The organism is Pseudomonas phytophila (genome assembly GCF_025643095.1).
In the GTDB taxonomy this organism is placed as follows: domain Bacteria; phylum Pseudomonadota; class Gammaproteobacteria; order Pseudomonadales; family Pseudomonadaceae; genus Aquipseudomonas; species Aquipseudomonas quasicaspiana.
In genome coordinates this window covers 3591266-3604145 of record NZ_CP081201.1, presented here as the reverse complement: position 1 = coordinate 3604145, position 12880 = coordinate 3591266, and the positions used below count along the sequence as shown (strand labels likewise).

The 12880-nt window shown below is 55.9% G+C and carries 14 protein-coding genes; 2 read left to right on the top strand and 12 right to left on the bottom strand.

Annotated features, from left to right (window positions below; all coding sequences use genetic code 11):
- Positions 1-3: 3 nt before the first annotated feature.
- The 9 genes from K3169_RS16340 to K3169_RS16300 all read right to left on the bottom strand — a co-directional run bounded on the left by K3169_RS16340 (position 4) and on the right by K3169_RS16300 (position 6936).
- The gene (locus tag K3169_RS16340; protein WP_263267169.1) at positions 4-666 is read right to left on the bottom strand and encodes an amino acid ABC transporter permease; all 663 of its coding nucleotides are present in this window, start codon (positions 664-666) and stop codon (positions 4-6) included.
- Positions 666-1325 carry an amino acid ABC transporter permease gene (locus tag K3169_RS16335; protein ID WP_027898549.1) on the bottom strand — a complete coding sequence of 220 codons (660 nt, stop codon included), beginning with the start codon at positions 1323-1325 and terminating at the stop codon, positions 666-668. The genes K3169_RS16340 and K3169_RS16335 overlap by 1 nt, the downstream gene beginning before the upstream one ends.
- 3 nt (positions 1326-1328) lie before the next feature.
- Positions 1329-1973, bottom strand: coding sequence for an urea carboxylase-associated family protein (locus tag K3169_RS16330; protein WP_263267168.1), 645 nt, complete (start codon positions 1971-1973; stop codon positions 1329-1331).
- 10 nt (positions 1974-1983) lie between these two features.
- Positions 1984-2601, bottom strand: a complete 618-nt coding sequence (locus tag K3169_RS16325) for an urea carboxylase-associated family protein (RefSeq protein WP_263267167.1) — start codon at positions 2599-2601, stop codon at positions 1984-1986.
- Positions 2602-2609: 8 nt separating this feature from the next.
- A complete protein-coding gene (locus tag K3169_RS16320; protein WP_263267166.1) occupies positions 2610-3461 on the bottom strand; it encodes a transporter substrate-binding domain-containing protein in 852 nt (283 codons plus the stop codon).
- 234 nt (positions 3462-3695) lie between these two features.
- On the bottom strand, positions 3696-4574 hold the full coding sequence (locus K3169_RS16315) for a MurR/RpiR family transcriptional regulator (protein ID WP_231671895.1): 879 nt from the start codon (positions 4572-4574) through the stop codon (positions 3696-3698).
- Positions 4575-4753: 179 nt separating this feature from the next.
- Complete coding sequence (locus tag K3169_RS16310; RefSeq protein WP_122709029.1) at positions 4754-5203, bottom strand: hypothetical protein; 450 nt, start codon at positions 5201-5203, stop codon at positions 4754-4756.
- Between the two features lie 640 nt (positions 5204-5843).
- A complete protein-coding gene (locus K3169_RS16305) occupies positions 5844-6284 on the bottom strand; it encodes a hypothetical protein (RefSeq protein WP_027898543.1) in 441 nt (146 codons plus the stop codon).
- 28 nt (positions 6285-6312) lie between these two features.
- Complete coding sequence (locus K3169_RS16300) at positions 6313-6936, bottom strand: TetR/AcrR family transcriptional regulator (protein WP_122709028.1); 624 nt, start codon at positions 6934-6936, stop codon at positions 6313-6315.
- Between the two features lie 124 nt (positions 6937-7060).
- Here K3169_RS16300 and K3169_RS16295 point away from each other — a divergent pair, with 124 nt between their 5' ends.
- Entirely contained in the window at positions 7061-8266 is a 1206-nt protein-coding gene (locus K3169_RS16295) for an MFS transporter (protein ID WP_263267165.1), read from the top strand.
- Between the two features lie 77 nt (positions 8267-8343).
- Here the strand turns inward: K3169_RS16295 and K3169_RS16290 are convergent, their stop codons facing one another.
- The 3 genes from K3169_RS16290 to K3169_RS16280 form a co-directional block, all read right to left on the bottom strand.
- Entirely contained in the window at positions 8344-8781 is a 438-nt protein-coding gene (locus tag K3169_RS16290) for a DUF4174 domain-containing protein (protein WP_263267164.1), read from the bottom strand.
- Positions 8782-8920: 139 nt separating this feature from the next.
- Entirely contained in the window at positions 8921-9499 is a 579-nt protein-coding gene (locus K3169_RS16285; RefSeq protein ID WP_411567051.1) for a DUF1349 domain-containing protein, read from the bottom strand.
- A 286-nt stretch (positions 9500-9785) separates the two neighbouring features.
- Complete coding sequence (locus tag K3169_RS16280; RefSeq protein WP_122397613.1) at positions 9786-10946, bottom strand: MFS transporter; 1161 nt, start codon at positions 10944-10946, stop codon at positions 9786-9788.
- Between the two features lie 393 nt (positions 10947-11339).
- On the opposite strand from K3169_RS16280, the gene K3169_RS16275 reads away from it, so the two are divergent.
- Positions 11340-12254 carry a LysR substrate-binding domain-containing protein gene (locus K3169_RS16275; RefSeq protein WP_263267162.1) on the top strand — a complete coding sequence of 305 codons (915 nt, stop codon included), beginning with the start codon at positions 11340-11342 and terminating at the stop codon, positions 12252-12254.
- Positions 12255-12880: the final 626 nt, after the last annotated feature.

Here is a 12880-nt window from a genome sequence, read left to right as displayed (position 1 = left end):
GATTCAGGTTCGGGCCAGACGATGGCGATTGAGACGGCGCTCAACAGCGCCCGCGGCGGTATCGAGCAACAGGGTGATCAGCCAGTAGGCGAGGGCGACAACAAGGTAAATTTCCAGTGGGGCATAGCTGGTGGAGATGGCTTGCTTGGCCGCGTACATGAACTCTTCCACGCCCACTACCGAGAGCAGCGCGGTGTCCTTGATCAGGCCTATCAACAAGCCAATCGATGGCGGTAGCGCCACGGGCAGTGCTTGCTTGAGCAGCACATGACGCAGGGTTTCCCAAGGACGCAGGCCCAGCGCGGCGCTGGCTTCATACTGGCCCCGGGCAATGCCACCAAATGCGGAACGCAATACTTCACCCATGTACGGCCCGTAATACAGGGTCAATGCGGTAACCCCCACTACCGGTGAACTGAGTGTGATGCCGTATTCCGGCAAGATGAAAAACAGCAGATAGATGAGCACCAGCATCGGCAAGCCCAGCACGAAGTCGATATAGGCGCGCACCATTGCGTGCAACCACGGCTGACCTCGTTGCAGCGCCCACGCCAGCAGCGCACCAAAGGTGAGGGCGGTGCACGCCGAGATCAGGCTGAGGCGCAAGGTCACCAGCAGGCCTGCTGCCAGATCAGGTGCGTTATCGAGAATCGCGGACCAATCCATCATTGCCTCCTGGAGCGGTTGAAGCGACTTTCCAGGCGTCGCGCGAGCTTGAGTGTCGGCCAGCAAATCAGCAGGTAACCGGCGACGACGATCGCCAGCACCGGGGTGGCTTCGTAGGTGCGAGCGATCACCAGTTGCCCGGCGTAGGTCAGTTCGGTCACTGCCACCACCGAAGCCAATGGCGTGGTCTTGACCACCAGGGTGAACTCATTGACCAACGCGGGCAGGCTGGCGCGCAAGGCTTGCGGTGCCGAGACATACCACCACGTTTCAAAGGCTGAGAGCCCGAGCGCCGAAGACGCTTCGGTCTGCCCGCCGGGCAGGTTGCGGTAGTTGGCGCGCAGGATTTCGGCGACATACGCTGCACTGTTCAGGCCTATGGCGAGTACCGCAGCCAGCAAGGGTTTGCCACCCAACCCGATAAGGGGCAGAGAGAAGAACACGATGAACAACTGGACAATCGACGGGACCCCACGCATCAGGCTGACGTACAAATGCCCAAGGCCGCGCCACATTGGCGTCGATCGTCCGCGCAGCCACCAGATGACATGGCCCATGCCGAAGCTGGTAACGGCGGCAAGCAACGTCAACTCCAGCGTGACCAACAGCCCGTTCGCAAGATCAGGCAGGGCATTGAGCAGTTGCGCGTATGAACTCATGGATTAAACCGGAAATTCACTGAGGTCTTCAGCCACTGACAATTCGACCGCGCCGGGTTGATCATTGCCCGCGATGCCCGTGCTGCAGGTGGACACTACGAAGAGCGTGTCCAGCACCACGCGACAGGTCACCGAGTCACCGGCTTTGACCGTGTTCGGTAACGGCGTCAGCGTTCCTTGCTGATCCAGCTGCACGCTCATGAACAGGTTGATCGGGTCCGGCAGTTTGGGTTGCTGACGGCCGAGACGTTGCAGCTCTGCTTTGAGCGATTCCACGCAGCCGGTCTGGTCTGGATAGCCGTTGGCTGCCAGGAAGGCGGTCGTGGAGGCCGGCATTAGCAGGTCATGTTTACCGACGCTGTCCTTGCCCAGCACCATGACCGGACGTCGACGATTATTGACCATGCGCATGCCGGCACCCAGCACGTACGAGTTGCTGAACACCCGGGTGTGATGCACCGACAAATGGACGCTGGGCTCCAGTTCGCTAAAGCCGAACAGGCTTGCCACGGCGCCGTCTTGCAGGGCTGTAACACGCAGCAACTGGCCGCGCTTGACGAGGATTGATCCGGCGCTGGCGGCTGGCACCCTGACGGACTTGGGTGGTAGTGGCGCTCGGGTTTCGATGGCGTCTTTCATGATCAGCATGGGAGGGGCCTCAGGCGTGCGACGGTTCGTCATCGGAAATGACGATGTCGATGGGAGTAACGAGCAGCCCGTTACCCGGAATGATGTCCTGCGGACAGGAGGACACCGCGCAGACGAGGTCTTTCAAGGCGCGAAAGACGATTCTGTCTCCCGCCTTGCTGGTCGGATCGGTGACCTGCATCCGGCAGTCGGCGGTTACCGGGCCGTTCTGGAACAGGTTGAAAGGCTCGGGCACGTTTACCGACAGCACTCCGTAATGGCTCAGGCCTTCGTGCATGTTGTCCAGGCAATTGCGATGGCCGTCGACCCCGAAGTCAACGCTGAAGCGCGTGCAGTCACAGGCTGGCACGTTGGCGTCGTGCACACCGACGGTGTCATGCAGTACCTGCAATAAAGGCTCATCGGCGTTTGAGTAGAGGCTGTCGCCGATGGCAAAAAACAGCGAGTTCAAACGTCGACGGGTGTGGGTGGGCGAAAGATATTGCTCGGGCTGACCGTTGACGATGGCGACGAAGTCAGCGGCTTGCTGGCCGTCACGGTCGATCACCGTGATGAATTGGCCGCTGCGGACTTCGAACGTGCGGCCGTGCCCGGCCGGTACATGGACTTGGGTGACAGGGGAAGACATGTGGGTTCTCATTTGGCAGGAATGAAGTCACTGGAAGGCAGGTCGAAGGTCACCCCGAGATACTGCTGTTGCAGCTTCTGCAATTCGCCGGAGTTCTTCATGGCGATGATCTGATCGCTGATGACTTTGTTCAGGCGAACGTCATCTTTGCGTGTGGCCCAACTGATCCACTGGCTGTCGCCCAGTTCGCCGACCTGGCGCAGGTTGTCAGGGTGCTGCTTGCGCAGGCTGCCCAGTACGGTGATGTCGTCGAGGATGAAATCGGCCCGCTTGGTCATCAACGCTGACAGGGTCTGATCGACACTGTCGACGCCGACGATCTTGATCGGTGCCAGCCCCTTGGCTTTGAGTTCGACGTTGAATTGTTTGACCAGTTGTTCCGGCGCGGAGGTGGTTTTAACCGCTGCGCTCAAGCCTGAGAGGCTTTCGATTTTCAGGCTGGCGGGGTCCAGACGCTTGTCATCGGCACGGGTCATGACTGCGTTGACGCTTTTACCGAACGGCGCCACGAACAGCACTTTGCTCGCCCGCTCGGCGGTGACGTTCAGGGAGGAGCCTTCGGCGTCCACTGACCCTGAAATCAGCGCGGGGATAATGCCGCTGAAGGCCATCTTCTGGTATTCGACTTTTACGCCCAGGGTCTTCGCCACCTCAGCCATGATCGCCGGGGTGTAGCCGATGATCGCGCCGCTGTCATCGGTGTATTCATAGGGGGCGAAGGTTGGGTCGATCGCTACGGTCAGCGTGCCACGGGATTTGATTTCATCGAGTGTATCGGCTGAAGCCACTGTCGCGTACAGCGTGGCGCCGAAGGTCATTGCAGCCAGAACAAACGGTATACCTGGGAACATTTTTTTCATGATGGCGCCCTTTGGTTCGGTATGAAGACCAAAGGGGTATCGCAGTTTCTATGCCAGCGTTGCTTGCGGACTTGAAAGAAGATCAGCAAGCCTTAAGAAACATGGGTTTCACGAATTAAAATCATGAAACCATTGTTTCTTGTTTATATGGTCATGAGCTTTGGCAGCAGGGTGGCCCGCCCCGCGCTGGTGCGCGGCTGTCCTGTTATGGTGCTGTATTGGTCGTATCGGGATCTATTCCAGCTCGCCCAGTTCCTGATGCAGAATCTCGGCGTTGGCCAGATGCGTCGATTTTTCGCTGGACAGCTCCCTGCCGACCAGCGAGCAGAGGAGGTTGGTGATACCTGCGATGCTCGAATTGCTGTCGAACATCAGGGTGCCCTCGGTGTGGCAGCGTATGACCCACTTCGCCAGCTTCGCAGGCTTACCGGCCAGCACATCAGAGATATACAGAATCTGTACGCCGAGGGCATTCATTGCTGCCATGCCACTTTCAAGCTGCGGCACACGACGGCGCAAGCCAATACAGATGGCTACGTCGCGCTCGTCTAGCCCTGCGAGGTACTCGGCCAGAGAATCGCCGGGTGCAGGAAGCAACAGGATGTCGCTGCGTACCTGGATGAGGTTGCTGCGAAACATGACGGCGATGGTCTGACTGTGGCGATAACCGATCAGCACCACTCGACGGGCTTTGGCGATGGCCTGTGCGATCTGGAACAGATCTGCCTGAGCGAGGGACTCGTAGGTTTTGATCAGGTTGGTGACTTCCTGATTCAGGTGATGCTGAATCAGTGTCTGAGGGTCGTGGTCCTCTTCACCTAGATGCTGCAAATACAAAGGCGAGCCGCCGGTGCTGGCTTTGCGCGCATCTCGGCGAGCCTTCTCATAAGAGTCATAGCCCAACGCGCGGAAGAAGCGGGTGGTGGTGGCCTTGGAAACACCGGCACTGATCGCCAGCTCAGTCGCGGTCTGCATCGCCAGGTGGCCGGGCGAAGCGAGGATCACGTCGGACAGCTTCTGCTCAACCGCTGACATCTGTTCATACCGGCCACGAATACGGCTTTCCAGTGAGGCGGCTTGCTCGGCTGCTCTGGATATGACCTTGGAAGACATGGACGCTCTCACTGACAGACGAAAGCTGAAGTTTATAGAAAAGCAGGCGTGGGAGGTGATACCCGGGATGGTATGGGGCAAACGACAGTCAATTCTTGAGATCCGTACGCTGCGCGAGTACCGGTCACCTGAGTCACTGCGGCATCCAATGTGGCGTCCGAAAGCCAAGCCTTCGTAGGCTAGTCGCTGCTGCTACCCATTAGAATCAATCGTTTACCGTCGGAAATGATATCAAACGAAAACTCCCAGAATACCGGGTACGCCGGATGGCCTTTCGTGAGCCAGAACGAAGTGACGGTGTTGGCGTGGTCGAGGTTGATATTCTTTAATAGGGTTTCAAGAAGGTTCAGGATTTCTGCGTGCTTTGCAGTTAGATCTATCGGGCCATAACCTTCATCTCCCAAGTGCAGCAATCGCTCTGTAATCTCGCTGCGGGCTTCGCTTGGCGTCACGCTGGAATGGCTGCCAATGATTACTTCGTTACCAATGGAATGGGACAGTTGCTCCTCAAGCGTTCTGTTCAGCTCAAAAGGCCCGTAAGTGTTGAGCCAGACGGTATAGTTGAACCCCTCCAGTAGGTGCTCAAGCCTGAGGATTTCGTCTGAGCGGGAATCGTGGACTATGTACATAGTGGCTCCATCGAGCAGTAGGTCAGCACACTTTGGGTCAATTTGACGCCGCAGTCTAAATAGTCTGGATGGCAATAATCGGTTCGTCACACGATGCGATATTGACAACGTGGTCCTCACAAACGACAGCCCAATGTTTAAACGGTCCGGGATAAACGTCGCTTGCGAAGGTCACTTTCGCTAAATAGTCCAGATAGGCTGATTTGCTATAGAGTCTGAACAGCTTCCCCGTTCTTTCATCTGTGGTGCAGTTAAGGGAGTAGCTTTCATTTTCGACTGCGTACGATATGTAGCCTGGCCAATGTAACGTGAAGACTCTACAGCCTGGACCGTGCCTTATCAGGGTGGCTTTTTCCAAAAGCGAGCTTAGATCCGGTTGTAAAGCTTTGGCTTTGGCAATTTCCTCAGGGGATCTGCATTCTTGACCTTCACGAACGACCAACTGAAGACCTCCCTCATCTGGCTCAGTAAGGGAGGTAAGAAAGAGAGACTTGCAGGATTCAATCGTCACTGTATCGAGCTCGAACTAATGATTGGAGGCGTGTGAGGATCCATCGTATTTCGGATGTAGCAGGATTCTACGTCACTTGTTTCCAACGGGAAGGAGGTGAAGCAAACAGAAAAAAGATTCAAGGCTACGTTATCCGGCGCCTTGGCAGCCCTTGTCACTTTCGCCGGGCTGGTCCCCCAGCATGAAACCTAAGGAATATCGAGTCTCGCGGGTAGCCGAGTAGCTCAGGTCGACCCTGAGTCCGTTCTTGCAAAAAAATATTCCTTCTTTGCCATATAGGTTCGTTAGCCAGCCTGCTGACTCCAGTTGGTGCGTAAAAAATGATGAGACCCATTCTTTGGATTGAACACTTGTATAGTCGTAGCGGCTGAACGCCCGGTAAGTTTGATAGCTACTACTCTGATCCCCTAACCTGTCACCCGCGGGTGGGATGATGTTGGCGAGTTCGGCTCGTGCCCGTTGATACTCTTTGATAGGAACAACTTCTGCCTGAAATGTTTTGTATATGGAGAAAGCCAATCCCGACAGGAATAGCGCTAACGCAAGATATCTATAATTCCAATGACGCATAAACAACATCCTTCTTGGCTGCGGCCCTTCATTCCTCGGCAACGATGCGCAAGCTATCCCAAAGCCCCATCACCTGAGTCACTGCGGCATCCAGTGTGGCATGTGGAACGCCGTCGCGCGCCAGCGTCGAGAGGCCCAACATGAAGCTGTCGAACACGGCGGCGAGAGTTTCCGGCATCACCGTCGCGGGCAATTCGCCTGTGTTAATAGCGCGTTCGATACAGGCAACGATACCCGCACGGTTCAGGTTTCTTGCCCGTGCGAGCGGTTCGGAGATGGCCTTGCTCTCGTCCGAGCAAGCGCTCATCAGTCCTAACGACACCAGACACCCTTTGGGATGATCGGCCTCGCACTGCATTTTCGCCGAGCGGCGCAGGGTCAGTTCAATTGCTTCCCTGGGCGGCAGGGTGGTATCGAACAGGCTGTCGGTCACCCGGCCGTGGGTGGTGAGGTAGCGCTCCATGACCTCAGTGAACAGGGCCTGCTTGGAGCCAAAGGCGGCGTAAAAGCTAGGCGCAGTGATGCCTCCGCCGATGTGGGCCTTGAGCTGACTGAGGGATGTCGCATCGTAGCCATGCTCCCAGAATAAATGCAGCGCCTGCGTGATTGCCACGTCACGGTCAAACGTGCGTGGACGTCCCATCTGTGCCATGCCGGATCTCCTTCAGACGTAGTTGAGTGAAGCTACTTAAATACTAATCGATACATAAGTCGTTGACCATCCCGTAGCTTCTCCCTATATTTATACCGATCAGTATATTAGTCGGGAGATTCGAATGACTGCAGATCAGAAACAAAGCGAAAAGCTTCCGCTTGGGGCGTTACTCGCATTGGCGATGACGGGGTTCATATGCATCGTGACTGAGACGTTGCCGGCCGGTTTGCTGCCCGAGATCGGCAGTGGCCTGGGAGTATCGGCATCGTTTGCCGGGCAGATGGTGACTGTTTACGCGTTGGGCTCACTTCTGGCAGCCATTCCGCTGACCATCGCTACACAAAGCTGGCGTCGTAGAACTGTCCTGCTGCTGACGATTGTCGGCTTCCTGATTTTCAACTCCATCACTGCGTTGTCTTCAAATTACTGGCTGACGTTAGTCGCGAGGTTTTTCGCCGGGGTGTCTGCGGGTCTGGCCTGGAGCCTGATCGCGGGATATGCACGACGGATGGTTGTGCCCCGGTTGCAGGGCCGCGCGCTGGCGGTTGCCATGGTGGGAACGCCCATCGCGTTGTCGCTCGGCGTGCCTTTGGGAACATGGCTGGGTAGTTTTATGGGCTGGCGCATGGCATTTGGACTGATGTCCGGAATGACGCTGGTGTTGATCGTCTGGGTATTGGTCAACGTGCCGGACTATCCCGGTCAGTCCTCGTCACAGCGCATGGCGCTTCGTCAGGTGTTCTTTACGCCGGGTGTGCGTTCTGTATTGGGCGTCGTGTTCACCTGGATGCTGGCTCATAACATTCTTTACACCTATATCGCGCCCTTCGTCGCCGAGGCAGGGCTGGCAAATGATGTGGATCTGGTTTTGCTCACATTTGGTGTCGCCGCGTTGGCGGGCATCTGGGTAACGGGACGGCTGGTTGATCGTCATCTGCGTACAACCGTGTTGGTCAGCCTCGTAACCTTCGCAGCGGTTTCGGTGTTGCTTGGCTTGTTTTCAAACACAGCTGCGGCCATTTACGTCGGGGTATTTATCTGGGGCCTGACTTTCGGTGGCGCTGCCACGCTTTTGCAAACCGCGCTTGCCGACTCGGCAGGTGAGGGCGCTGACGTTGCGCTTTCGATGAACGTCGTGGTCTGGAACAGCGCCATTGCAGGGGGCGGATTACTGGGTGGTGTGTTGCTTGGGCAATGGGGAGTGAGCTCCTTTCCGTGGGTTCTATTGGTGCTTTTACTGCTAAGTCTGGCCATTGCATCCCGAGCCCGAGTCCATGGTTTTGCAGGCGGTGACAGGCAGTCCGGGCAAGTGGTCGTTGGTCATTGATATTCAGTGGCATTCAGTTGGTTGCTGGCCAGGGGTAGCAGCCAGCTCCAGCGTCCATGAGCTGAGGGAGCACGAAGCTAGCGATTCTGGCGCATCGGCATTTTGTCGATGGTCGAGAAAATCGCCTTGATGTCCAGCGGCGCGTATTGGTCCACCTTTGTACCGCCGTCCTTACCTACCAGGAGCAGACGTGTCGGGCCATCGGGCTTTACACCCAGTGTGTTGAGCAGCGACGACGTGGCCTTTGGATCCAGAGCCTTATCATTGCGCTTGCCGACGCCATTGACCACGGAATACAGCACCATCTCCCGTTCGACAAAGGCTTCGCGGTTGGCAGGTTTCATCAGCTCTTGCTGGAATTCAAGCCAGGACGCGTCGCTCGCGCTGGGTGCTACGACGATCAACGGCCGGGACTGCCAGCGCTCACTGACCAAGGGGTTCGAGGCGGTGTCAGCCATTACCTGGCTGCCCGTCATACCAAGCAGCAAGGCCAGTGGAGTCATTAAGCTTTTCATTGGCATCTCCTGAGCAGGATGTATCAACCCTTCGACGCTGGTATTACCGGTTTGCTCGCGATGACTGACCGAAGGTCGGAGGTTCTACACGCGCCGAGCCCGGCATTACAGATTAAGTCTGCGCTCACATAAGTCGGAGTTAGCTTAAATCATGTAAATCCCGCCCCAAAGGAGGCGTCAACGACCATTCGGAAAATCTTACCTTTAACCCTTCGCGCTGCGGGGTGCAGCAAATAGGGCCAACCTCATAGCTTTCCGCCTCTGGAAAGGGGGCAAGTCTTAGCAATGGCCAGCTCACGCCATCTCTTGAATACTGCAAGCGCAGCACGCCTTCGGAAACGGTAACCCGAAGCCAGAAATCGTCGGGGTCTCCTGTAAAGGAGCCGGGCGCCCAGTCTGATCTGCCTACGGTGAGCACGCTGCTGATCATTGGATTTCCATCGTTGAACTCAATCCCGGCCTTGACCCATGTCTGCTCGTTGAGCCTGACCATAATCCCGGCTTGATCATAAAGTTCGCGGAACTCGGCGTTAATCCTCACTTGAGCAGTGAAGCCACCCGTGGTTTTAAACCCCAGAAAATGCCCGCTGTCTCGTATGAATCCGTAGTGAGTTACACGCCAGAAATCGGTCTGGAAATCTGTAACCACCTCCAATGAGTCGTCTGAACAGGCGAGGCAATGGCCTGGTTCGTTTAGCCAGCTGGCAGCTCGCCAAATGGACTCTTCAAAACGCTGACTGACCGCTGCAATCCGTTTTTTACCTGACAAGCTGCCCTCCATATTCTGTGCTGGATGAATGGTGACTGTTTTACCTTCCTGCTGCAGAAAATCAACCTGAAACCCAGCCTGGCCATTGCGAACAAGTGACAGCCGTATAAACGGTCACACGGTGTCAGGCGCTTTTCGGGTGCTTAAGCAAGCTGTATGGACAAGACTTCGATAGCTTGGCTCGGCATCCGTGGCCCGGACGGACATTTGCGGCACATATTCTCGTCCTGCCAATTCACCGGCTACTGTGCTTACGGTCCAACGCCCCGGATGCCAACGCTAGCAAGAGCGCAATCATTGAAAGAATGGCGCCTGCCCAGTTAGGGGCCGCCAGACCCAGGCCGGCAGCGATCACAATGCCACCCACCCAGGCACCGATGGCGTTGCCGAGGTTGAACAGGCCGATGTTTACCGCAGATGCCAGGGTCGGAGCGCCCGCCGCTCGGGCCTTGTCCATGACGAGTTTCTGGATAGGGGAAACGGTTGCGAAGCCAAAACCTGCCATGAGCAGGATGCAGGCTACCGACATGATCTGGTTGTGAGCGGTCTGGCTGAAGATCAGCAAGACGATTGCCTGGCCACCCAGCGTCAGGTACAGCAGTGGCATCAGAGCCTTGTCGGCATAACGACCACCCAGGATGTTGCCAACGAACAGGCCGAGACCGAAGACAACCATCAGCCACGTCACGCTACCAGGGTCAAACCTGGCTATTTCGACCATCATCGGTGCGATGTAGGTGATTGAAGTAAAGAACGCTGCCGGGCCAAAGACGGTGATGCCCATCGCGAGCAAGACGCGGGGGTTCGCAAACGCTGCGAATTCTTTCTTGATCTGAGGGCGCTCGTGGTTAGGGATTTTGGGTATCAGCATCAACACGCCGATGAAGCCCAGCACACCCACGATCGTGATCGCGTAGAAGGTGTCGCGCCAGCTCATCACCTGGCTCAGCCAGGTGCCGACCGGAACGCCTACCAGATTGGCGACCGTCAAGCCGGAGAACATGAACGAGATGGCCTGAACGCGTTTGTTCGGCGCAACCAGGTCGGCGGCGAGGATTGCACCGATGCCGAAGAATGCGCCGTGAGTCAAAGAGGTCACTAACCGACCCAGCAGTGCGATATCGAAGTCGCTTGCTGTTGCCGTGACGAAGTTGCCGATGACAAACAAACTCATCAGGAGCAGAAGCATAGGTTTACGAGGAATGCGGGTACCCAGAATGATAAGCAGAGGTGCGCCTACGAATACGCCCAAGGCGTATACGGTTGCCAGATTACCGGCCTGGGGGATGGAAATATTGAAATCTGCAGCCACTTGGGGCAGAAGCCCTGCGATGACGAATTCAGTCGTTCCGATTCCGAATGCACTGAGGGCCAGCGCCCATAAAGCTAAAGGCATAGTCTTCATCCTGTGTATTTTAGAGTTGGAGTCGTCGCGCTTTAACGCGGGCCTGAGAGAAAGAAGGCGATGGGTGCTCGCCACTTCCTGTTGCGGCAATGACTCGCAGGGAATGGATATTTCAAGATGTGACTTTGCCCGTATCTTCTAGGTTGATAAAGGCGCTCTCAGTAGCAACAGAGTTGAGTATTTCTCTACTTGTTTGCAGGTAACCTGCGATCGTGGAACGCGGTGATGTCCTCCTAACTTGCCTGGACGAAGCGTTCACGAAGAAGGTTCGAGTGCAGAAACTGCAAATCCCAATGGGTAGGAATCACTTTGGGAACAGGCTAAGGTAGAGCTATGGGAGAAATACCGCCTATTATTTCTTGCAGATGGGAGTAAAAGTCTACAATGGCGCAGATTGAACAGGCCCTTAGTGGTGTGCTGATCTTCGTGACCGCCGCACGCACAGGAAGCTTTACCAAGGCTGCCGATCGGCTCGGCATCACCAAGTCAGCAGTGGGAAAAAGCATTGCGAAGCTTGAAGAACGGCTTGGCTGCAAACTCTTCCATCGCACCACCCGAAGCTCTGGGCTAACCGTGGACGGAGAGGCCTATTTTGCGAGTTGCTCGGCAGCTGTCGACGAAATCCTGGCAGCAGAGGCGTCGCTGACCAGTCACCAACAAACACCCAGTGGGCGCTTGAGGGTCGATCTGCCAGCAGCCTACGGCCGCAGCGTTGTGCTCCCGGTACTGTTGGAAATTCTGGACGCAAATCCCGACCTCAAATTAACGGTGACCTTCAGCGATGCCGTCATTGATTTGATCGAAGAGGGCATCGATCTCAGTATTCGCTTTGGCACATTGAAAGATTCAAGTGGCCTCGTTGCACGTCGTCTGACGGTGCAGAAGCAGATCATTTGCGCGTCACCCGGATACCTTGCGAAACACGGCTGTCCTGAGTCTGTTGAGGACCTTCAGACCCACAGCTGTATCGTAAGCTTCCGTCGCGGACAGCGGATGAGTTGGAGCGTCCAGAATGCAAACGGTGAACTCACCCGGATTACTCCACCGGGTACCCATGAAGTGGGTGATGGTGACGCCATCGTTTCCATGACGGTTGCCGGGCACGGTATCTGTCAGATTCCGAACTCTCTGGTTCGAGACCACCTTGAGGCTGGGCGACTCGTTCAAGTGCTGGAAAAATACAGTACCGCCGATGTGGCGATTCATGCGGTCTGGCCACAAACGCGTCATCTGCTACCGAAGGTTCGACGTGTCGTGGATGAACTCGTGTTACGCGCTGAGCGTGGGGCGCTGGATTAAAATAGCGTCGTGCGGCCATGTATGTGCGCCAGCAGGACAGCCCCGCTGGCATTACCTCGCTTTCCATAACTTGAATTACGGCCTGGCGCTTGGCGCGCTCATTGACGTAGTGAACGGCAAACTAGCGAGCTCTTCCAAAGGCTTCTTTCTGAGTTTCTCCGAGAGAATTTCCACACCCCAAGGCCCGTTGTAACCGGTTGACTTGACGGATTCGATGAAACCGGTCAAATCGAAGGTTCTTTCTCCGCAGAGCTGGCGCCAAAAGGGCTCACCTCCGTACGGCCTAAGGGATGCACGCCGTGTTTGAATATCAAATGATGAACTTAAGAGGAACGCCTGCTTAGTGTTGCTCCATTCTTACCGATGAGCCGTTATCGGGATTGTTTTTTGTTCCCTGGTCACTGTCTGAATTGTCAAAGCACCCAGACATGGCCCCGGTAATGCACAAGATTAGAACCAGCGTTGTAGTGATTTTCTGCATGTTGCAAACTCCTGAAAGGTCGACAATCTATATGAGGCCCCGAGCTTTCGGAGGGTTCACCGTCTATAGGTTGTTTCACTGTAGAGTTATTTTCTCCAATCCAATGAGATACGCGTCTTTTCAGGGGACGTAAATTAAGGTAAGT